At 38.8% G+C, this 20,953-nt stretch carries 20 protein-coding genes; 8 read left to right on the top strand and 12 right to left on the bottom strand.

Features of this window, described 5'->3' with window-relative positions:
• Nucleotides 1-71 precede the first annotated feature (71 nt).
• The 4 genes from gcvP to ZA05_RS10750 all read left to right on the top strand — a co-directional run bounded on the left by gcvP (nt 72) and on the right by ZA05_RS10750 (nt 5,469).
• Nucleotides 72-2,921, top strand: coding sequence for an aminomethyl-transferring glycine dehydrogenase (gene gcvP, locus ZA05_RS10765; protein ID WP_053991703.1), 2,850 nt, complete (start codon nt 72-74; stop codon nt 2,919-2,921).
• Nucleotides 2,922-3,023: 102 nt separating this feature from the next.
• Nucleotides 3,024-4,082, top strand: coding sequence for a 3-oxoacyl-ACP synthase III family protein (locus ZA05_RS10760; protein ID WP_053991702.1), 1,059 nt, complete (start codon nt 3,024-3,026; stop codon nt 4,080-4,082).
• A 2-nt stretch (nt 4,083-4,084) separates the two neighbouring features.
• Nucleotides 4,085-4,606 (top strand): methyltransferase, encoded by a 522-nt coding sequence (locus ZA05_RS10755; RefSeq protein WP_053991701.1) that lies wholly within the window; start codon nt 4,085-4,087, stop codon nt 4,604-4,606.
• A 20-nt stretch (nt 4,607-4,626) separates the two neighbouring features.
• On the top strand, nt 4,627-5,469 hold the full coding sequence (locus ZA05_RS10750) for a glycosyltransferase family 2 protein (RefSeq protein ID WP_053991700.1): 843 nt from the start codon (nt 4,627-4,629) through the stop codon (nt 5,467-5,469).
• Between the two features lie 6 nt (nt 5,470-5,475).
• Here the strand turns inward: ZA05_RS10750 and ZA05_RS10745 are convergent, their stop codons facing one another.
• Both ZA05_RS10745 and pafA read right to left on the bottom strand, forming a co-directional pair.
• Entirely contained in the window at nt 5,476-6,285 is an 810-nt protein-coding gene (locus ZA05_RS10745) for a DNA/RNA non-specific endonuclease (RefSeq protein WP_053991699.1), read from the bottom strand.
• Entirely contained in the window at nt 6,278-7,948 is a 1,671-nt protein-coding gene (pafA, locus tag ZA05_RS10740) for an alkaline phosphatase PafA (protein ID WP_053991698.1), read from the bottom strand. The genes ZA05_RS10745 and pafA overlap by 8 nt, the downstream gene beginning before the upstream one ends.
• Nucleotides 7,949-8,069: 121 nt before the next feature.
• Between pafA and ZA05_RS10735 the strand changes: the two genes are divergently transcribed.
• A complete protein-coding gene (locus ZA05_RS10735; RefSeq protein ID WP_053991697.1) occupies nt 8,070-8,807 on the top strand; it encodes an ABC transporter permease in 738 nt (245 codons plus the stop codon).
• The gene (locus ZA05_RS10730; protein ID WP_053991696.1) at nt 8,807-9,574 is read left to right on the top strand and encodes an ABC transporter ATP-binding protein; all 768 of its coding nucleotides are present in this window, start codon (nt 8,807-8,809) and stop codon (nt 9,572-9,574) included. The genes ZA05_RS10735 and ZA05_RS10730 overlap by 1 nt, the downstream gene beginning before the upstream one ends.
• A 9-nt stretch (nt 9,575-9,583) precedes the next feature.
• On the opposite strand, the gene ZA05_RS10725 is transcribed toward ZA05_RS10730, so the two are convergent.
• The 6 genes from ZA05_RS10725 to ZA05_RS10700 are packed head-to-tail and all read right to left on the bottom strand — an operon-like array spanning nt 9,584 to nt 15,088.
• Complete coding sequence (locus tag ZA05_RS10725) at nt 9,584-11,071, bottom strand: DUF389 domain-containing protein (protein WP_053991695.1); 1,488 nt, start codon at nt 11,069-11,071, stop codon at nt 9,584-9,586.
• Nucleotides 11,072-11,073: 2 nt separating this feature from the next.
• Nucleotides 11,074-12,153, bottom strand: a complete 1,080-nt coding sequence (locus tag ZA05_RS10720) for a mannose-1-phosphate guanylyltransferase (protein WP_053991694.1) — start codon at nt 12,151-12,153, stop codon at nt 11,074-11,076.
• A gap of 47 nt (nt 12,154-12,200) precedes the next feature.
• A complete protein-coding gene (locus ZA05_RS10715) occupies nt 12,201-12,797 on the bottom strand; it encodes a SprT-like domain-containing protein (RefSeq protein ID WP_053991693.1) in 597 nt (198 codons plus the stop codon).
• A 23-nt stretch (nt 12,798-12,820) separates the two neighbouring features.
• Complete coding sequence (locus ZA05_RS10710) at nt 12,821-13,462, bottom strand: HAD family phosphatase (protein WP_053991692.1); 642 nt, start codon at nt 13,460-13,462, stop codon at nt 12,821-12,823.
• A 3-nt stretch (nt 13,463-13,465) separates the two neighbouring features.
• Nucleotides 13,466-14,149, bottom strand: coding sequence for an SDR family oxidoreductase (locus ZA05_RS10705; protein WP_053991691.1), 684 nt, complete (start codon nt 14,147-14,149; stop codon nt 13,466-13,468).
• A gap of 3 nt (nt 14,150-14,152) precedes the next feature.
• Complete coding sequence (locus ZA05_RS10700) at nt 14,153-15,088, bottom strand: M28 family peptidase (RefSeq protein ID WP_053991690.1); 936 nt, start codon at nt 15,086-15,088, stop codon at nt 14,153-14,155.
• 246 nt (nt 15,089-15,334) lie between these two features.
• Here ZA05_RS10700 and ZA05_RS10695 point away from each other — a divergent pair, with 246 nt between their 5' ends.
• Nucleotides 15,335-15,730, top strand: a complete 396-nt coding sequence (locus tag ZA05_RS10695; protein ID WP_082333749.1) for a DUF4242 domain-containing protein — start codon at nt 15,335-15,337, stop codon at nt 15,728-15,730.
• Between the two features lie 67 nt (nt 15,731-15,797).
• Complete coding sequence (locus ZA05_RS10690; RefSeq protein ID WP_053991689.1) at nt 15,798-16,274, top strand: cupin domain-containing protein; 477 nt, start codon at nt 15,798-15,800, stop codon at nt 16,272-16,274.
• 78 nt (nt 16,275-16,352) lie between these two features.
• On the opposite strand, the gene ZA05_RS10685 is transcribed toward ZA05_RS10690, so the two are convergent.
• The 4 genes from ZA05_RS10685 to porV all read right to left on the bottom strand — a co-directional run bounded on the left by ZA05_RS10685 (nt 16,353) and on the right by porV (nt 20,948).
• Nucleotides 16,353-17,972, bottom strand: coding sequence for a pyruvate dehydrogenase complex dihydrolipoamide acetyltransferase (locus ZA05_RS10685; protein WP_053991688.1), 1,620 nt, complete (start codon nt 17,970-17,972; stop codon nt 16,353-16,355).
• A 7-nt stretch (nt 17,973-17,979) separates the two neighbouring features.
• Nucleotides 17,980-18,978 carry a pyruvate dehydrogenase (acetyl-transferring) E1 component subunit alpha gene (gene pdhA / locus ZA05_RS10680; RefSeq protein ID WP_053991687.1) on the bottom strand — a complete coding sequence of 333 codons (999 nt, stop codon included), beginning with the start codon at nt 18,976-18,978 and terminating at the stop codon, nt 17,980-17,982.
• Nucleotides 18,979-19,066: 88 nt separating this feature from the next.
• On the bottom strand, nt 19,067-19,549 hold the full coding sequence (gene cdd, locus ZA05_RS10675) for a cytidine deaminase (RefSeq protein ID WP_053991686.1): 483 nt from the start codon (nt 19,547-19,549) through the stop codon (nt 19,067-19,069).
• A 142-nt stretch (nt 19,550-19,691) separates the two neighbouring features.
• On the bottom strand, nt 19,692-20,948 hold the full coding sequence (porV, locus tag ZA05_RS10670; protein WP_053991685.1) for a type IX secretion system outer membrane channel protein PorV: 1,257 nt from the start codon (nt 20,946-20,948) through the stop codon (nt 19,692-19,694).
• Nucleotides 20,949-20,953 lie beyond the last annotated feature (5 nt).

Below are 20,953 nucleotides of genomic sequence, written 5' to 3'. Positions count from 1 at the left end.
TTTCATTATCATTAACATAAAACCATGATTAATTCCGTAATTTTGCGCCTCAAAAACACAATTTTTTTAGAATGAATACAAATGCTTTCGCTTTGCGTCACATTGGTCCAAGAGAGGAAGACCAAAAAAAGATGTTAGAAACAATAGGTGTTGACTCTTTAGACCAACTCATTTACGAAACAATTCCGGATGATATTCGATTACAAAAAGGCTTGAAGCTTGAGGCTCCAATGACCGAGAACGAATACCTCAACCATATTCATGAACTTTCTAATAAAAATAAAGTTTACAAAACATATATTGGTTTGGGTTACCACCCTACCATTCTTCCTGCTGTAATCCAACGTAACATTTTGGAAAATCCAGGATGGTATACTGCCTACACACCTTACCAGGCAGAGATTGCACAAGGAAGATTGGAAGCTTTGTTAAACTTCCAAACCATGGTAAGCGACCTTACAGGTATGGAGCTTGCCAATGCGTCTTTATTGGATGAAAGTACTGCTGCTGCCGAAGCTATGAGCTTGTTGTTTGCGGTGCGTTCTAGAGACCAGAAGAAAGCAGGCGTAAACAAATTCTTCGTTTCCGATTTAATTTTACCTCAGACCCTTTCGCTACTTGAAACCCGTGCCTTACCAATTGGTGTTGAATTAGTAGTTGGTAAAGAAGAGGAATTCGACTTCTCTTCAGATTTCTTTGGCGCTATTTTACAGTATCCAGGAAAAGACGGTCAGGTTACAGATATCAAAACTTTCATTGAAAAAGCACAATTGGCTCAAATTAAAGTGGCCGTTGCTGCCGATATTTTGAGTTTGGTAAAATTGGAAGCTCCAGGGAAATTTGGTGCCGATGTTGTGGTGGGAACCACCCAGCGCTTCGGAATCCCTATGGGATATGGTGGTCCTCATGCCGCTTACTTTGCTACCAAGGAAGCTTACAAGCGTGATATTCCAGGACGTATCATTGGGGTAACCAAAGATACCAACGGCAATAGAGCTCTCCGTATGGCGCTTCAAACCCGTGAGCAACATATTAAACGTGATAAAGCGACTTCAAACATCTGTACAGCACAGGTGCTTTTGGCTGTTATGGCTGGAATGTACGCCGTGTACCACGGACCAAAAGGTTTGGAATTCATCGCCAATAAAGTACATCACTCTGCAGCCAGTTTATCTGCTGCCCTGGAGAAATTGGGTTACAAGCAATTAAATGAGAGTTTCTTTGATACCCTTCAAATTGAAGCTAAAGCAAAAAAGATAAAAGCGATTGCTAAAGACCATAAAGTAAACTTCTTCTACCCTAGCAAGCACACGGTAACGATTTCAATCAACGAAACAACATCTTTAAGTGATGTGAACGAAATCATTGAAATTTTTGCCAAGGCCGCCAAAAAGAAAACGATCAAATTAACTTCTATTGAAGAAGCTAATCATATCACTGAAGGTCTTGAAAGAACCTCAGACTTTTTAACTTTAGATGTATTCAACAAGTATCATTCTGAAACAGAATTGATGAGATACATCAAATCCTTGGAACGTAAGGATCTTTCCTTAAACCACTCCATGATTTCCTTAGGGTCTTGTACTATGAAACTTAATGCCGCGGCAGAAATGTTGCCTTTAAGTTGGGCTAAATGGGCCAATATTCACCCATTTGTCCCTGCAAAACAAGCCAAAGGATACTTGACGATGTTAAAGTCTCTTGAGGACCAATTAACAGAAATCACTGGATTTGCCGGGACTTCCTTGCAACCAAACTCTGGAGCTCAAGGAGAATTTGCTGGTCTTATGGTCATCAAGGCTTACCATGAATCTCGTGGAGACCACCACAGAAACATCTGTTTAATTCCATCTTCGGCACACGGAACTAACCCTGCAAGTGCTGTAATGGCTGGAATGAAAGTAGTGGTTACCAAATCTACAGACAAAGGGAATATAGATGTAGATGATTTACGTGAAAAAGCAGAATTACACAAGGACAACCTTTCTTGTATCATGGTAACCTACCCTTCAACACATGGGGTGTACGAGTCTGCCATTAAGGAAATCACAAAGATAATCCACGACAACGGAGGTCAGGTGTATATGGACGGAGCCAACATGAACGCACAAGTTGGACTTACCAATCCAGGTAACATTGGTGCCGATGTTTGTCACTTGAACTTACATAAAACATTTGCCATTCCTCACGGAGGTGGAGGACCTGGTGTTGGACCTATCTGTGTTGCCGAGCAATTGGTACCATTCCTTCCAGGAAACCCATTGGTGAAAACTGGAGGCAAAAAAGCCATTACAGCTATTTCGGCTGCGCCATTTGGTTCTGCTTTGGTATGTTTGATTTCCTACGGATATATTAAAATGTTAGGAGCTGAGGGGGTTACTGAAGCTACAAAAGCTGCTATTTTGAACGCCAACTACATCAAGTCTCGTTTACAAGGAAGTTTTGATACTTTGTACTCTGGAGAATGTGGCCGTGCTGCCCATGAAATGATTGTAGACTGTCGCGCCTTTAAAGCCAACGGTATTGAAGTAACCGATATCGCAAAACGCTTGATGGACTACGGTTTCCATGCTCCTACGGTATCTTTCCCAGTAGCAGGAACCTTGATGATCGAGCCTACTGAGAGTGAAAGCAAAGACGAAATGGATCGTTTCTGTAATGCGATGATTTCCATTAAAAATGAAATTGACCAAGTTTCTAAAGAGGATACCAATAACGTTCTTAAAAATGCACCTCACACAATGGAGATGTTGACATCGGATGAATGGTTGTTCCCATACACTCGTGAAGAGGCTGCTTTCCCATTGGATTATGTGAAACAAAACAAGTTTTGGCCATCGGTAAGACGTGTGGATGACGCATTTGGAGATAGAAACCTTATCTGTACTTGTGCTCCAATTGAAGAGTACATGGATGCCTAAACATGTTCAAATACTAGTTTGGACGTCGTAATTCGTCACCAAATATTCAATGCCTTTAATTTTCGAATCGTACATTAGCGGAAATTAAAGGCATTCTTCTTTATGAATATTAAAATTACTGGTATTGGAAGCTACATTCCAAGCACCATAGAGAAAAACGAAGACTTCAATCAACACATTTTTTTAAATTCAGACGGATCCAGTTTCGGCCACAGCAATGAAGTGATCATTGAAAAGTTCAAGGCCATTACTGGAATTGGGGAAAGGCGTTACGTGAATCCCATGTTGAGCTGTTCTGACATTGCCTTCTTTGCCGCCGAAAAAGCCATATCCAATGCCAACATCGATCCAGAAACTTTGGATTATATCATCGTGGCCCACAATTTTGGAGATGTTAAGCACAACACCATACAAAGTGATATGGTGCCCTGTTTAGCCTCTAGGGTTAAACATAATTTGCGAATCAAAAATCCTAAATGCGTAGCCTACGACATCCTATTTGGATGCCCAGGATGGATTCAAGGAGTCATTCAGGCACATGCCTTCATTAAAGCTGGAATTGCTAAGCGCTGCCTCGTAATTGGCGCTGAAACACTAAGTCGCGTAGTGGACAAACACGATAGGGATTCCATGATCTATTCCGATGGTGCTGGAGCCAGTATTATTGAAGCCACTAATGAAGAAGGCGGTATTTTATCGCATGAGACTGCCACCTACTCCTATGACGAAGCCTATTATCTTCATTTTGGAAATTCCTATAATAAAGATCTTAACCCAGACACTCGATACATTAAAATGGACGGGCGTAAGATTTACGAATTTGCCCTTTCCCATGTGCCCCAGGCCATGAAAACCTGTTTGGACAACAGTGGTTATGGCATTGAAGATGTAAAAAAGATTTTCATTCACCAAGCGAATGAAAAGATGGATGAAGCCATTTTAAAGCGTTTTTATAGACTTTATAGAACCAATATTCCTGAAGGCATTATGCCCATGAGCATTTCCAAACTAGGAAACAGCTCGGTAGCCACGGTACCAACCTTGTTGGATTTGGTGCTTCAGAATAAAATTGAAAATCAATCTCTATCTAAAGGTGATGTTATTATATTTGCAAGTGTTGGTGCAGGCATGCACATCAACGCCATAGTTTACAAATATTAATAATGTACGAAGGAAAATTTCCGCATAAGCGCTATAAAAAAACCATAGATTTTTTAAAAAGCCACGTCCCAAAAAGTGCTAATATTTTAGACCTCGGCGTTCCCAACCCGTTTACTGAAGTAATGAAGGAGCATGGGTTTTCTGTAACCAATACCACGGGAGAAGATTTGGATGAAGACCTGTCCAACATTGTCAATTCCAATGCAGATGTGGTAACGGCTTTTGAAATATTCGAACATTTGCTGTCTCCTTATACAGTTCTTAAATCCATTAAAGCGGATAAATTGGTTGCCAGCATCCCTTTAAAACTTTGGTTTTCCTCTGCCTACCGAAGCAAAACAGATCCTTGGGACCGTCATTACCACGAATTTGAAGATTGGCAATTTGATTGGCTTTTGGAAAAATCTGGTTGGAAAATTATTGCTACAGACAAATGGACCAATCCTACCAAAAAGATTGGAATTAGACCTATCTTACGTTGGTTCACGCCAAGATACTATATTGTATATGCTGAACGTGTTTAAACTGAAAGCGCCTTTATCTTTTGGATTTTAGCATTGTCATACCAGCCCATAACGAAGAAGTTACCCTAAAGCTGACTTTGGAGTCCTTGATTGCTCAAACTTTATTGCCCAAACAATTGGTAGTGGTAAACGACAATTCAACCGATAGTACGTTACAGGTGGCGCAGGAATTCGCGAACAAATATCCCTGGATCTCGGTACTTGACATTTCTACATCACAGGAACACCAACCAGGCTCCAAAGTTGTGAATGCCTTCTATAAAGGGTTTGAAACTTTAGACAGTGCCTATGACATCATTTGTAAGTTTGATGCCGATTTAATTTTCCCTCCAAACTATTTAGAAAAAGTGGCTGCACTTTTCAAAAGCGACGACGCTATTGGAATTGCTGGAGGCAATCTCTACATCAAAAAAAATGACAACTGGGTATATGAAAGCATCTCCAAACAAACTCATGTTAGGGGCCCAATAAAAGCCTATAGAAAACAATGTTTTGAAGAAATTGGTGGCCTAAAAAGATCTATTGGGTGGGACACCGTAGATACCCTTTTGGCACAATATCATACATGGCAAATGGCTACTGAAACCAGCCTCAAAGTAAAACACTTGAAACCTACAGGAACCCAATACCAAAAGACCTCTAAATACAAACAAGGAGAGGCTATGTACAAAATGCGTTATGGAATTACCATCACCAGCATTGCAGCTTTAAAATTGGCTCTTAAAAAGAAAAGTCCCAACCTACTTAAAGATTATTTGATAGGCTACTTTAAGGCCAAACAAAATGGTATGGAGTACTTGGTTTCTAAAAAAGAAGGTGATTTTATTAGGGCCTTACGCTGGAAAGGCATTCTTGGAAAATAGCATAACCTACCTAAATTCCCAATCACTATAGTCTACGGACGCTTCTAATGTTGTCTCCAAAGAATCTTCCAATTCAGGAAAGAAATCGATGCCTGTCATTTCCTCTAGGGAATCCACAGATACTACAAAATTGTTTAGAGGCGCACTACTTTCTTGAGCTGGAATCAAAAAGGCAATCAGTTTTGGTTCTTGTGAAGAGATATTAAAAACAATCTTGTAAAAATATTCAGGGACAGAAACCTGCTCCTCTCCTATAGTTTTCAAATTCTCGGTAAGGACACCTCCTGTCACAACGAAAAGGTCTTTATAAATGTTGGCCCATCTTCGGGTTTGCTGTTCTAGTCGATTCCAAACACCTGCATTGAAATAATGATTTTGCGGACTTATATTGCTGGTTAAAAATGTTTCATTATAGGCTTCCACACTATACTTTCTATCCCCTGCAGGGCACAAATGTCCTCGATCATACCCAGAATTCTTATAATTGCGCCAATGGGCGGCTCCAGTTTTCACAATTGGGTCAATTTCAAAATATGGCCGTTTTAAGTTTAAATTTGAAAGGTGAGTCTTTTTAAGCTCATAGGCCACCCATTCTGCCTGTTCGTGAGTTTCATTATAGGACAAAGAATACGTCCCATGGTGCACTACTTGTCCGGTTGTACTACCAGGTAGATACTGAAGCTTGGTATCTCCCTCATGCAAAACACTTTCGGCATATATGTCTTCTTTGGGAAGCTCCCGCAAATACTCATTGAACCAAAGGACAGTTACCGCAAGTACGAATGCCAAAACAGCATAGCCAAAACGCTTAGTCATTCAACAATACAAATTCCAAAGTATTTCCAGTGGCTGCATTAGGCAATCCTATTCCCAACAAAGCAGAAATGGTTGGGGCAATGTCGGTGATAGATGTCTTTTGTAACGTCTCTCCATGGGCAATACCACTACCAAAAAACAACAAAGGTACATGCGTATCATAATTAAAGCCTGAACCGTGAGTAGAGCCTGTTTTGTTATAAGAAATCGTTGCAGGCGAAAACACAAACAGCACATCTCCCGAACGCTTTTGGTTATATCCATTTTGCAACAAACCTTCAACCCCTTTAGAAAATTCGGTAGTCACCATAGTGGTTCCCGTATAGGCTTTATCCACATGCTTGTAAGCAATAATTTCATTAACGATGGCTTCTTGTACCACTCCAAGATTCAAGTCCATTTCCTTAATTTTTTTTCGGTCAAGGAAAATTTGATTATTACTAATGTTCTCAATCAAATCTGAAGTCCCATATGTTGATACCATAAATGAATTAAGAGCTTCTTTTAAGTCCTTTGCGTTAACATATCCCGAAGGGATTTTTAAGGACTGAAGATAGGAAGGCACCTCAACAGCGGCGTGGTCAGCCGTTAAAAATACAGTATAGTTAGTTGCGCCTACTTCAGCATCAAGGGCCTTGAACAAGCGTTCCAAATCCTTATCCAAACGAATGTAGGTATCCTCAATCTCCTTAGAATTCACTCCAAAATTATGGCCTATATAATCGGTACTGGAAAAACTAACCGTCAATACATCTGTATGGTCATCTTTACCGAGCTGTTCTCCTTTTAAAGCCGCAATAGCAAAATCGGCCACAATACTATTGCCAAATGGTGTTTCCTTCAAAATATCAAAATCACCATTGTGTGCTGACAATTTTTTCAATTTATACGGAAATGTCGCAGTTTCCTTTCCTTTAAATCCTTCTTCAAAAGTATTGAGGTCATCGCCACTTTCAGTATAAGAATCTATGTCATACAAAGTGTTCCAATCCTTAAGGTATGACTTTACTGTTTTAGAGCTATTGAATTGCTTGACCCATTTTGGAAGTTCATCCAGATAAAAACTACTCGTTATAAAATTACCTTCCCTTTTCCCATAAAACCAATAAGCTGCATTTGCCGTATGCCCAGCTGGTAAAATTGCCCCGCGGTCCTTAATGGAAATTCCAATGCTTTTCCCTCGCATTTGAGTGAACAATTTGTTTTCATCAGCAAACGTGGTGGCCAACATTCTATGAGGCGACATTTTTCCAGCTTTGGAAGTTGTACCAACTGGCACCACATTTTGATCACCTGCACAATAAACATCGGCTTTAATTTCCTTATCGTACCAATCGTTACCAATAATACCATGATACTTTGGTGTAGTACCTGTAAACACCGAAGCATGTCCGGGCGCTGTCTTGGTTGGAATATAATTGAAGTGATTGTTTTTACAGTTAAAACCTTCATTCATCATACGCTTAAAACCTCCCTCTCCATATTTGTTATAAAAACGCAACAAATAGTCGTAACGCATTTGATCTACAACTATTCCCACGACCAATTTAGGCTTAGAAAACTGAGGGTTTTTATTTGAAGAATTTTGGCCAACAGCACTGTTTTGAGCCATACCAGTAAAACTAAAGGCACAAATAACAAACAGAAATACAAGGTTTTTCATGAAATGATTCAGGTCTATTCTTTTTAACGATTTCAAAATTACTGTTTTTTAATTATCATAATTAGAATTTAAGGTTAAATACCTGTAACTTTTTTATACTTTAGCGCTAACAAAAACTCATATGACGGCCCTTAATAATATCGGTAAATATTTTTTGATGATTGCAGACATGTTTCGCAAACCAACTAAATGGTCTGTCATGAAACAATTGATTTTAAAGGATATTGACGATTTAATTATTGGTTCCTTGGGGATTGTAGCCTTCATTTCATTTTTTGTGGGCGGAGTTGTCACCATTCAAACCGCCTTGAATATTGATAGTCCACTAATTCCAAAATACCTTGTTGGCTTTGCTACAAGGCAATCGGTAATTTTGGAGTTTGCCCCTACTTTCATTTCCATAATTATGGCAGGAAAAGTAGGATCTTTTATTACTTCAAGTATAGGAACCATGCGAGTTACAGAACAAATTGACGCATTGGAAGTCATGGGGGTCAATGCCATAAACTATTTAGTGTTTCCCAAAGTAATCGCCTTATTATTATATCCGTTTGCTATTTCCATCGCTATGTTTTTAGGAATTTTGGGAGGAATGGCAGCCTGTTATTTTGGAGGCTTTGTTTCTGTAGACAATTATATTATTGGTGTTCAACAAGACTTTACACCTTTTCACCTTACATACGCTTTCATTAAAACATTTGTATTTGCGTTTATACTGGCTACGATTCCTTCTTTTTATGGCTACTACATGAAAGGTGGGGCCTTGGAAGTTGGTAAGGCTAGTACAACCTCATTTGTTTGGACCAGTGTAACGATCATCCTATTAAATTATTTACTCACACAAATGTTATTGAGCTAATGATTGAAGTAAAGAATTTACATAAATCGTTTGGAGACACCCATATTTTAAAGGGTATCAGTACTGTTTTTGAAAAAGGGAAAACCAACTTGATTATTGGCCAAAGTGGTTCTGGAAAAACCGTTTTTTTAAAATGCCTATTAGGTCTATTCCCTTATGAAAAAGGAAGTATTATCTATGAAGACAGAGAATACAATAACCTTACAGATGACGAAAAGCGGGATCTACGTGCCGAAATAGGTATGGTGTTTCAAGGAAGTGCTTTGTTTGACTCCATGACCATTATGGAAAATGTCATGTTTCCGTTGCGCATGTTTACCAAACAAAGTCGAAGTGAAATGGAAGACCGTGCAGACTTTGTTTTGAAGCGTGTGAATTTGGATGGCGCCCACCACAAAATGCCTAGTGAAGCTTCTGGAGGTATGCAAAAAAGGGTCGCTATTGCCCGCGCCATTGTTAACCGTCCCAAATATCTGTTTTGCGATGAGCCCAACTCTGGATTAGATCCAAAAACCTCCATTGTAATAGACAACTTAATTCAGGAAATTACAGACGAATACAAGATTACGACAGTTATCAATTCGCATGACATGAATTCGGTAATGGAAATTGGAGAAAAAATCGTATTTCTTAAAAACGGCTACAAAGAATGGGAAGGATCCAACAAAACCATTTTTAAAACAGACAATGAGGCTGTAACCGATTTTGTTTATTCTTCTGAACTCTTTAAGAAAGTACGCAGAATGTATATGGACGAGAACAGTTGATAGCTTTCACTATTCTCTCTTTACAACCAAACTATCCAAACTGTATTTTACTTTTAGCCATTCTTCCAAACGTTTTTGACGCTCCGGAATGTCTTTCTCCTTTAATTTATCATTCCAGTCCACGGTAAATACCGAAAGTGTATCTATCTTTTTGAAATTGGAGGTAATCACATTGGAATACGATATTCTATCAACATCCTCATAGTTGATTTTGACCTCTTTGGTGAGCTCTTCAAAAGGAATCAAATTTTTCTCCAGTTTATTGAGCTTTTTCAATTCACCTTCCAGAAATACAATGCGTTGTCCCTGCGACATTAAATCTATGGAATCCCGATAACGAATCTGCTCCATATACTTAAGATTGTCTAGATTTTTAGACCTATTCTGATTTACAAAAAGCGTTGTGTTTTTTAAGGCTTTGTAAGCTTTCATTCTGTTTTCCAAAACCGCAATGGTTTCTTCTGAGATATCATCCAAACCAAAAGAGTTCAACTCAATAATAGAATTTTCACCATTCAAATATTGATAATTGGCATTTTTCTTCATGTAATCTGGGTGAGGCAGTGGCGATACTATTTCGTTATTCAGAAAATTACGTACATCACGTTCCCAATTACTTTGGTTCAACACCAAAATAAAGGTCCAAATAGCAGGAACCATCACTATTACAGCTAATATAGAAGCAGCCCTTGCTATCATTTTCCGTTTTTGGGAATTGGCGTATTTCAGCATTGGGAAACGCAGCACCTTTACCACTAAGAATGTTGCCAAGGCAATAAAAATCGTGTTAATGGTAAACAAATACATTGCCCCAAGGAAATAGGTAATATTGCCCTTGGCCAAACCATATCCAGCCGTACAAAGTGGCGGCATTAAGGCTGTTGCAATAGCAACTCCAAATATAACCGAAGCGATTGTACCTCTTTTTGTTTTGGCAATAATCAAGGCCAACCCACCAAAAAATGCAATGAGTACATCACGAATGTCAGGCTTTACACGACCTAAAAGTTCCGAATTGTCTTCACTTAAGGGAAAAATGTAAAAGAACATGAACGCAGTGAGCAAACTCAAAACAATCATGGTCGCCAAATTAATCAATGATTTTTTAAGAGTATCAATATCATTGATTCCAATGGATAAACCGACACCCAAAATAGGGCCCATAAGTGGAGAGATTAACATGGCGCCAATAACTACAGCAGTAGAGTTGGCGTTCAAACCAATGGAGGCCACAAAAATGGAGCAAATTAAAATCCAAGCTGTGGCACCTTGAAAAGGAATGTCATTCTTTATGGATTCAATCGTGGCATCACGATCGGTGTCTTCCCTAAAATCCAATAATTCACTTAAAAAAGTCTTGCTACTTCTTAGAAGGCCTTTGGCATCTTCCTTTACGGCTTGTTTAGATTCTTCGACCGCCTGATCTTTTTTTTGGTCTTCTAAAGCCTGCTTTTTCTGCTCCTCTTCTTCAGAAAAATTGAATTTATTTTCGGTCATAGTTACCCATAATTTTCACCAAACTTGGCCTTCACCGTTTGGAGGACTTGCTTTATATCTTGTTCTTTAGACTTAGGAAAGATAAGTAAAACTTCGTCTTTGTCAACAATAATATAATCATTTAGGCCATCAACTACGACAATTTTATTCTTTTTGCTTCGGATCATATTGCCTGAAGCATCTTCCAACAAGGTTTGAGCATTGACAATTGCGTTGGCATCATTGTCCTTTTCCAACTTGTCGTAAAGACTACCCCAAGTCCCTAAATCATTCCAATCGAAAGTTGCCGGCAATACATACACATTATCGCTTTTTTCCATAATGGCGTAATCCACAGAGATATTTTCTGCCCTTTTATAGTTTTCTGCAATAAAGTCCTTTTCCAAATCTGTGTTATAAGTATCCATACCAGATTCAAACAAGGCAAACAATTCAGTTTGGTTATTTTGAAATGCCTTCACCACACTTTTGGCACTCCAAATAAAAATTCCTGCATTCCATAAAAAATTACCTTGCGCAAGAAATTGCTTGGCCGTTTCGTAATCTGGTTTTTCTCTAAACTGACTTACGAGTTTAATGGAATCTTCAGAGGTTTTATCATATTCTATATAACCATATCCTGTATTAGGAAATGTTGGCTGAATTCCCAAGGTCATTAAGGCGTCATGCTGGGAGCAATATTCAAATGTATGTTGAACGTTATCTACAAAAGCCTGTTCATCTTCAATCCAATGGTCACTTGGCGCCACTATCATTACGGCATCCGGATTTTCCTTTTGAATTTTTAAAGAAGCATACAAAATACAAGGTGCTGTATTGCGCATCTCTGGCTCGAGCACTACTTGGTCTTGCGACACCTCCGGCAATTGCTCCAAAACCAAATCGTTGTAACGCTCATTGGAAAGAATAAAAATATGGTCCTTAGGAATCAGCCTTGCCAATCGCTCGAATGTTTTTTGAATCAAGGTTTCCCCTGTACCCAACATATCGTGAAACTGCTTTGGATAACTTTCTGTACTAACTGGCCAAAATCTAGATCCTACACCTCCTGCCATTAAAATGGCATAATAATTTTTATTCATAAATACTTTTCTCTTTCTTTCTATTCTTTTTTTTGATTGATTCTATTTTAAGCCAATACTTCCACTTCTGCATTGGGGTTGAACAAATACAGCTTTCCTGTACTAAGCTCTAAACATTCGTAACGCTTGGTACGCCGCTTCCCCATTTTGAAAACACGTCCGTTGTACAACTTAAATTGGCTACCAAAAGGTACTTCAAAAATATAGGTTTTATCGTTTGCCTCATCAAATTGCTTTAATGCTAACGCTAAATTAACATCGGTATCGCTACTGGCCTTTGGATTTTTGAAATGTTTAGCTAAAAGCGGCAGCAATTCGCTTGGAAAAATTTCAGGATGCAATAAGGGTAACATTAAATGCTGAAAAGTGTATTTCCATTCCTTACCGTGTGGTTTTATGGACCTTCCAAAATTTCTATACGCCTCAAAATGGGCAATTTCATGAACAAGTGTAATTAAAAACCTGTAAGGATTTAAGTTTGAATTTACCGTAATTTGATGTTTCCCATTTGGCAAGCTTCTGTAGTCACCATGTCTGGTTTTCCGCTCCGATTTTACCTTAACCGATAAATGGTCATGATCTAAAAGCTCAGCAACATAAGCAACGGCAGCTTTTGGAATAAAATTTTGGAGGGTCTTTTGCATTATTCAAAAATACAGGAATTCTTCTAATTTGCTAACCATTCACCCAATTCATCCATTTGTTGAAAAGTGCGGGTAGCAATAGCCGGTAATTCATTATTGTAATCGTGAGCCACAAAACCAAACACATCAAAACCACCTGCTTTGGCAGCTGTAACCCCATGAAAAGAATCCTCTATAACAACACACTCTTCAGGATGATATCCCAAGGTTTTGGCTGCCCATATGAACACATCGGGATCGGGTTTCCATTTTTGAATTTGGTAACAACTAAAAATGTTTTTTTCAAAATAAGGAGATAAGCCCGTCAAGGCCAAATTATGTTTTATTTTCTCTTCAGTACCACTGGATGCCACCCCGAATGGCAACCTTAACTTCTCTAGCAATTGCGGAACGCCCTCTATAGGCTTTAAAGCTGTTTTAAATAACTCAAAACTGCGTTCTCGATATTGGTCCTTAAAATTATCAGGAAGTGGCTGGGGAACCAATTTGGCAATTTTATCATAGCACATTTGCATGGACCTGCCCTTGAAATGTGTCAAGGCATACTCCAAATCAATATTACCTCCCAATTCATTGGTCATGTCTGCCAGCACCTGATTACTTAAAGGCTCACTATCTACCAAGACCCCATCACAATCAAAAATGACACATTTGTACTTTTTCATTTGTTATGGTGTTGAATTGGATACCTGCAATAATTTTCCGTTGTAATACTGATGTCCATTTAGTCCAAAATCCGCTATATAATTTGCCATTTCATTTGCTGTAGTAGGCGCTTGATAACCAGGAAAAGCCTCTTCCAACATCTCAGTTTGCACAGCTCCCAACGCCAATACATTAAAGGAAGGTCCTGTTTCTTTATACTCTTCAGCCAACAATTCCGTTAAGGTGATGACAGCCCCTTTACTGGAACTATAGGCTGCCAAGCCACCAAATTTCATACTGCCTTGCACGCCTCCCATAGAACTAATGGTGACAACATGGCCATCTTTTTCCATAAATGGCAATACGTTCCTAGTTAATTCAGCTACACCAAAAACGTTGGTTCTGTATACCTGTTCAAAATCAGAAAAGGAAGTTCCTTCAAAAGGCTTGTTCAATAAAGCACCGGCATTATTAATCAGCACATCCACATGGTCCCATTCCTTATTAATAAAATCATTTACTTTTTTGTACGCCTCCAAATCTCCCAAATCAAAAGGCATGGTCGATACATTTTCCAAATTAAGATTTGAAACGGGGACTGCATTTCGGGATAAAGCCAACACGTTGTGTCCTTGACGGGACAAAATCTGCACCAATTCAAAGCCAATTCCTCTGCTTGTTCCCGTTATAATGATATTTTTTTTCATTGCCTAGTTCAGTTTAATTTCTCTTACAGGTGTATTACAAACGGACGCTATAACTGGCGCCATTTTATTGATAATATTGGCCATATAATTATAATCCAATCGTTGTGCCTCATCCCCTACTTTATGGTAAAAATCATAGTTTGTTAAATCGCAACTTGACAAAGTGTGAGATGGCAAATTAAATTCTTGATAAAAAGGATAATTATCTGAAGCTCTAAATAGGTTGTGTTTTTTGGCAACTTCAGAGACTCCAACCCACTTACTTCCATGGTAGGTATTTAATTGTTTAGCCACGTTGGACTTATCATACCCCGTTACAAACACATCATAATCTCGACCGACAAGAGGCACACCAATCATTTCAAAATTAAACATGGTATAGAGGTTGCAGTTTTCCTGTTTTAATTTTTGAGCCAAATGCTCGGACCCCAAAAGCCCCTTTTCCTCTGCCGAAAACAACACAAAGATAATGCTACGTTTATTGTTTCTAGTTTCGGCAAAATATTTAGCCAATGTCAAAACGGCCGCCGTTCCTGAAGCATTATCGTTAGCTCCATTGGCGATAGAATCTTGTGCTACCTTGTTACCGTAACCTATATGGTCATAATGCGCACCTAAAATCACATATTCCTTTTTTAGTTTTGGATCTTGCCCTTCCATAACTCCAACCACATTGTAGCCTTTTAAACTGTCTATTTCAAACTCATCTAGATACCCTTCAAAATAAGGTTTGATGCCATAACTTTTGAAGTTTTCCTCAATATACTTTGCCGCTTTATCAATCTCTGGAGTTCCAGTATTCCTTCCCTTTAAATTATCCGAAGCTAGAAAAGAAACCATTTCTCTTACTTCTGATTCTGTTGTTGCCAACAATAGCCTATCAGCTCTCTTACAATTGATTACTAAAACTAATAATAGTAAAGGGTAGATTTTTTTCATATAGAATTTGATTAAAGATGTAAAAATAATAAATATCAACACCTCTTAAAACTCCACGTGTCCATAAATATTAAGGAAAAACCTATTCGTATTATACTCTTAAAGCTTAAGCAATGAACTATACGTCATAGTCTTTGAACTAAAATTAGAAAGGAAATGCTCTTATTCTAAATAATTTTAAAACTATTTAAGTGCAAAACACTTATAGAAATCGAAATTCTATTAACCATTAAAACCACTATTATTATGAAAACTTTAAAATCTTTACTAATTTTAATGATCTTGACTGCCTCTTTCAATGCATTTAGCCAAGAAAAATCCGTGGAGCTATTAAATAGCGAATTGGTCAACGATAAAGGGCTAAACATGTATGTTATTGAAAGAAATATCCCCGGTGCCGGAAATTTAACCACAGAAGAGCTACAGGCTATCTCCCAAACGTCCTGTGGTGTTTTGGATAGCATGGGATCTGGTATAAAGTGGCTTCACAGCTATGTCACAGGCGACAAAGTGTACTGCATTTACATGGCCAAAAATGAAGACCTCGTAAGAGAACATGCTAAAAAAGGAGGCTTTCCGGCCAATTCTGTAGCACCTGTAAAGGTGATAATAGATCCTTCAACTGCCACGGTAAAAAAATAGTGCCAGCCAACTCTATCTCTCAAACATTATTCCTACAATTTTAAATTGTAATCAATTACTTTATATTATGCATATCAACACTAACAAGTACCCATTGAAGTATCTATTTATTGCTTTGCTTTTTTTAGGGTACGGAACACAGGCAATTGCACAAAAGGGAGATATGGCGGATAGTGAAATATCTATCGCAAAGACCATTCACGACAAAGATCTAAAGTGGAATCCTGCACCAGACTTTTTTCCCGGTTGCACGTTTACCATTTTACATGGGGATATTACAGAACCTAATTTGGATTTCTTTTTTAAAATTGAACCAAATACCGAAGTGATCGAGCATACGCACAATTCCCCAGAACGAATGATACTGATTTCTGGAGAGTTGGAGGTTACCTATGAAAATGAACCAACAACACTTCTAAAGGCTGGCGCCTATGCCTATGGTCCTGCAGGGAAACCTCACAAAGCAAAATGCCTGAACAGTGGCCCATGCGTTCTTTTTATTGCCATGGTGACACCTTTTAATGCCGTCCCTATAGGAAACTAATCTTAAAACCTGGGACTTGAAAAAAGAAAAAGCCATTACAATTGTAATGGCTTTTTAATATTTAAAATGAAGCTATGCTTATACAAACATTGCCACTGGGTTTTCAATGTAGTTCTTTAAAGTTTGTAAGAACTGAGCTCCTGTTGCACCGTCAACGGTTCTATGATCACATGCCAAGCACAACTTCATGGTATGCCCAACAACAATTTGTCCATTCTTAACCACTGGCTTTTCAACAATGGCACCTACAGAAAGAATTGCAGAGTTTGGTTGGTTGATAATTGAAGTAAAACTTTCAATTCCAAACATACCTAAGTTAGAAACTGTAAACGTACTACCCTCCATTTCTTGAGGTGTCAATTTTTTGTTTCTAGCTCTTCCTGCATAGTCTTTAACTGCAGTTCCAATTTGCGACAAACTCAATTCGTTTGCAAACTTAACCACTGGCACCACCAATCCATCTTCAACAGCAACCGCTACACCAATATGTACATGGTGGTTCAATCTCATTTTATCTGCAAACCATTGAGAGTTTACTTGAGGATGTTGCTTAAGCGCCATGGCACAGGCTTTCACAACCATATCATTGAATGAAATCTTAGTATCTGGAAGTTCATTAACCTGCTTACGGAAAGCAATGGCATTTTCCATATCAAACTCCACATTCAAATAATAATGTGGTGCTGTGAATTTTGACTCAGATAAACGCTTGGCAATAACCTTACGCATTTGCGAGTTTGATTTCTCATCAAACTGCTCTTCTCCTTGTACAGTAGCCACTGGAGTCGAAGATGCCGGAGCCGCAGTTTTTTCTACCGCTGCAGGCTTAAAGTTTTCGATATCACGCTTAATGATACGTCCATTTTCTCCCGAACCTTTAACCTGAGATAAGTCCACACCTTTTTCTTCAGCCATTTTTTTAGCTAACGGAGACACAAATAATCTTCCATTAGTAGTTGTAGAAACAGCTGGAGTAGCCTCCTTGACAACTTCTGCCTTTGGAGTTTCTGTTGTTTTTGGCGCTTCTGTCTGAGCTGTCTCAGGAGCAGAATCACTTCCTCCTACTGTAAAGTTAGCTGCAATGGCAGATACATCTGTTCCTGCAGGACCAATGATAGCCAACAAGGAATCAACCTTTGCGGATTCCCCTTCTTGCAAACCAACATACAACAAAGTTCCAGATTGGAATGATTCAAATTCCATAGTAGCCTTGTCGGTCTCAATTTCAGCCAAGATATCGCCTTCTTCAACAACATCTCCAACCTTTTTCAACCAAGAGGCAACAGTTCCTTCTTCCATAGTGTCGCTCAAACGTGGCATGGTTACCACCGTTACACCTTCCGGAATAGCAACCTCTGCACTAGACGTTTCAGTTTTGGCTGGTGCAGGAGCTTCTGCATTCTCTGCAGTTGCAACAGGCGCACTTCCTCCACCATTAATCAAGCCTGATATGTCTTCTCCTTCATCACCTATAATCGCCAAAAGCTCATCTACTTTTGTGGTCTCTCCTTCTTTTACTCCTATATATAACAAGGTTCCCTCATGAAAGGATTCAAACTCCATGGTTGCCTTGTCGGTTTCAATTTCAGCAAGGATATCTCCTTCCTCAACTTTATCACCTACATTTTTCAACCAAGAAGCAACAGTTCCTTCTTCCATTGTATCGCTCAAACGCGGCATGTTAATTACTTCTGCCATAACTTACTTATAGTTTAGTTTGTATAAATGGATAATCTTCTTGCTCGTAAACCGCATCGTACATCACATTAAGTTCTGGGAACGGAGATTCTTCTGCAAATTTCTCACATTCTGTAACCAAGTCCTTAACGCGCTTGTCAATTTTCTTAATATCGGCCTCTGAGGCATATTTCTTTTCCAAGATGATATCCTTAACCTGAGTAATAGGGTCTATTTTCTTGTACTCTTCTACTTCTTCTTTGGTTCTGTAATGCTGAGCATCACTCATAGAGTGTCCTCTATAACGGTAAGTTTTCAACTCCAAGAAAGTTGGTCCTTCACCTCTACGAGCTCTTTGAATGGCTTCATCAAAGGCTTCGGCAACTTTAACCGGGTTCATTCCGTCTACTGGTCCAGATGGCATTTCATACCCTAATCCCAACTTCCAAACATCGGTGTGGTTTGCAGTACGCTCTACAGAGGTTCCCATGGCATACCCATTGTTTTCACACACAAATACTACTGGAAGCTTCCAAAGCATTGCCAAGTTAAAGGTTTCATGCAAAGATCCTTGACGCGCTGCACCATCCCCAAAACAGCAAATGGTTACCGCATCGCTTCCTTTGTACTTATCACCAAAGGCCATACCTGCTCCTAATGGGATTTGTCCTCCTACAATACCGTGACCTCCATAAAAACCGAATTCTTTAGAGAAAATGTGCATTGACCCTCCAAGTCCTTGTGAGGTTCCCGTTGCTTTTCCATATAATTCGGCCATTACACGTCTAGGATCCTCTCCCATACCGATTGGCTGAACGTGGTTACGGTAAGCTGTTATCATTTTATCCTTGGACAGGTCCATAGCGTGTAAAGCTCCTGCCAAAACGGCTTCTTGACCATTGTACAAGTGAAGAAATCCTCTTACTTTTTGTTGAATATATACTGCAGCAAGCTTATCTTCAAACTTTCTCCAGAACAACATGTCCTCATACCATTTCAGGTAAACTTCTTTTGTTATTTTTTGCATTTGGCGTTAATTTAATAAACGGAATAACAAAAATACTACATTACTTATTAATGAAAAAACCGTATTTCACAAAAATTTACCGAAAACGTTATAGCTGAGAGCTGTCAAATATAAGAGGCAACAGGTTTGATAAAGATTCTGATTTTACAACTTTCCCTTTCTCACCCATAAAATATATTTCGATTGGGGATTTTTGCCGAAGTTCATATTCTGCAATTGCTTGCCTACAGGCGCCACAGGGAGGAATAGGTTCTGAGGTTGTTTTTAATTGAGAGGCAGCAGTTATCGCCATTTTTAAAATTCGGGCTTTTGGGTATTGTGCTCCGGCGTAATAGATGGCCGTCCTTTCGGCACAAAGCCCCGATGGATAGGAGGCATTTTCTTGGTTACTCCCTGAAACCACCTCATTATTGTCAAGCAGAAGTGCTACACCTACATGAAATTTGGAATATGGTGCATATGCTTTTTGTCTAGCCTCAACGGCTCTTATCATAAGCTTCTGAATATCTTCAGGCGTTTCAGAAATAGTTTTATAAACCTGAAAAACGGTCTCAATTTTAACCTCTTTCATATTGTGAGTTATCTCTTAAAGGTAAAAAAATATCCTCACTAATTAACTTTCCCCCCTTTAGAATTATGAATGGACTGCTCTTCAAAACAAAAAAGCACCATTCAAAAGAATAGTGCTTTTTGATTTATTAATTGGAAAACTATTAATATTCCATGTACTCGCCATCTCCAAAATTAAACGATAATGAGAAACGCAATGTCCCTTCCAATGGACTTTGTACTTTTGACGCCGAAAACAAGTAAGACATATCTATGTTTACCATTGAGTATTTAAACCCCGCCCCTAAAGCAAAAAACTGACGGGCTCCTTTTTCCTCACTTTCGTGGAAATACCCGGCTCTAAAAGCAAAAGCTTCTTGATAACGGTACTCGGCACCTAGGGCCCAAGTTATCTCCTGCATTTCTTCCTTAAAACCACCTGGAGCGTCACCAAAGGATTGGAACATACCTTTAAAGAAACTTACATCGTCATCCTTTCCATCCACTATAATATCGCTATTAACAGGACTGTTGGGATAACCAACCAATTCGTCATCTCCATCATCATACTCACCATTTCCATTATTGTCTATATATTCATACTCATTTCCTCTAATTGGAGGTGTTGGCACCAATAACTTTGTAACCTCCCCGGTAAGGGACAATTTGTTATAGTCATCAAAAATAAAATCGAATCCACCTCCCAAACGTAAGGTGGTAGGAATAAAGTTTTCCCTTCCTGCATCATCGTATTTAATGGTTGGTCCAATGTTTTGAATAGCAAAACCTCCTCTCCAACGACCATTAAAATCGTTATAAGCCGTTTCTTCCGATTGATAATACCCAGCAATATCCACCCCTATCGAACTGGCGGAAGAAGCATTGGCATCAACTGCTTGAATTCTTAAATCTGAACGTAAATAACGCATTGCTACCGCCATAGAAAATTGGTCTGCCAATCTAAGTGAGTAGGATACATCCAAAGTCAATTCATTTGGTTTCTCTATCAAAGCCTGAGAAAATTCATCCTGTACCAATTCTATTTCACCTAAACTGAAATATTTAAAACTAGCTCCAAAGGCACTGTTTTCGTTAATTCTATTGAAGTAAGTAATATTTCCCAAAAAAATGTCATTTACCAACTTACTTAAATACGGCGTATAACTAACCCCAAAACCAGATTTGGTTTCTGAGAATGCATATTTTGAAGGGTTCCATTGCTGAGAATAAGTATCTACTCCAGTTGCCACTCCCATGTCTCCCAAGGCTCCAGCGCGCGCATCTGATGCAATCAATAAAAACGGCACTCCTGTTGTAATAACTCTAGAATCGTTTTGATCAGGGATTACAACCGTATTGGTTTGAGCTCTTGAAACATTGAAAGCAGTTAATGTGATAAGTATTAAAAAGTATTTTTTCATGTTAT

The organism is Mangrovimonas sp. TPBH4 (genome assembly GCF_001280505.1).
Taxonomy (GTDB): domain Bacteria; phylum Bacteroidota; class Bacteroidia; order Flavobacteriales; family Flavobacteriaceae; genus Mangrovimonas_A.
Note: the sequence above shows the minus strand (reverse complement) of the source record. Positions and strands in the feature narration are given on the sequence as shown.

What these genes read in the sequence shown, in the direction of transcription:
- ZA05_RS10705 (WP_053991691.1), bottom strand. Translation starts at nt 14,149, where the DNA reads ATGAAAAAAAATATCATTATAACGGGAACAAGCAGAGGAATTGGCTTT.
- ZA05_RS10695 (WP_082333749.1), top strand. Translation starts at nt 15,335, where the DNA reads ATGAAAACTTTAAAATCTTTACTAATTTTAATGATCTTGACTGCCTCT.
- gcvP (WP_053991703.1), top strand. Translation starts at nt 72, where the DNA reads ATGAATACAAATGCTTTCGCTTTGCGTCACATTGGTCCAAGAGAGGAA.
- pdhA (WP_053991687.1), bottom strand. Translation starts at nt 18,978, where the DNA reads ATGCAAAAAATAACAAAAGAAGTTTACCTGAAATGGTATGAGGACATG.
- ZA05_RS10700 (WP_053991690.1), bottom strand. Translation starts at nt 15,088, where the DNA reads ATGAAAAAAATCTACCCTTTACTATTATTAGTTTTAGTAATCAATTGT.
- ZA05_RS10755 (WP_053991701.1), top strand. Translation starts at nt 4,085, where the DNA reads ATGTACGAAGGAAAATTTCCGCATAAGCGCTATAAAAAAACCATAGAT.
- ZA05_RS10710 (WP_053991692.1), bottom strand. Translation starts at nt 13,462, where the DNA reads ATGAAAAAGTACAAATGTGTCATTTTTGATTGTGATGGGGTCTTGGTA.
- pafA (WP_053991698.1), bottom strand. Translation starts at nt 7,948, where the DNA reads ATGAAAAACCTTGTATTTCTGTTTGTTATTTGTGCCTTTAGTTTTACT.
- ZA05_RS10685 (WP_053991688.1), bottom strand. Translation starts at nt 17,972, where the DNA reads ATGGCAGAAGTAATTAACATGCCGCGTTTGAGCGATACAATGGAAGAA.
- ZA05_RS10735 (WP_053991697.1), top strand. Translation starts at nt 8,070, where the DNA reads ATGACGGCCCTTAATAATATCGGTAAATATTTTTTGATGATTGCAGAC.
- ZA05_RS10720 (WP_053991694.1), bottom strand. Translation starts at nt 12,153, where the DNA reads ATGAATAAAAATTATTATGCCATTTTAATGGCAGGAGGTGTAGGATCT.
- porV (WP_053991685.1), bottom strand. Translation starts at nt 20,948, where the DNA reads ATGAAAAAATACTTTTTAATACTTATCACATTAACTGCTTTCAATGTT.
- cdd (WP_053991686.1), bottom strand. Translation starts at nt 19,549, where the DNA reads ATGAAAGAGGTTAAAATTGAGACCGTTTTTCAGGTTTATAAAACTATT.
- ZA05_RS10745 (WP_053991699.1), bottom strand. Translation starts at nt 6,285, where the DNA reads ATGACTAAGCGTTTTGGCTATGCTGTTTTGGCATTCGTACTTGCGGTA.
- ZA05_RS10730 (WP_053991696.1), top strand. Translation starts at nt 8,807, where the DNA reads ATGATTGAAGTAAAGAATTTACATAAATCGTTTGGAGACACCCATATT.
- ZA05_RS10715 (WP_053991693.1), bottom strand. Translation starts at nt 12,797, where the DNA reads ATGCAAAAGACCCTCCAAAATTTTATTCCAAAAGCTGCCGTTGCTTAT.
- ZA05_RS10725 (WP_053991695.1), bottom strand. Translation starts at nt 11,071, where the DNA reads ATGACCGAAAATAAATTCAATTTTTCTGAAGAAGAGGAGCAGAAAAAG.
- ZA05_RS10760 (WP_053991702.1), top strand. Translation starts at nt 3,024, where the DNA reads ATGAATATTAAAATTACTGGTATTGGAAGCTACATTCCAAGCACCATA.
- ZA05_RS10690 (WP_053991689.1), top strand. Translation starts at nt 15,798, where the DNA reads ATGCATATCAACACTAACAAGTACCCATTGAAGTATCTATTTATTGCT.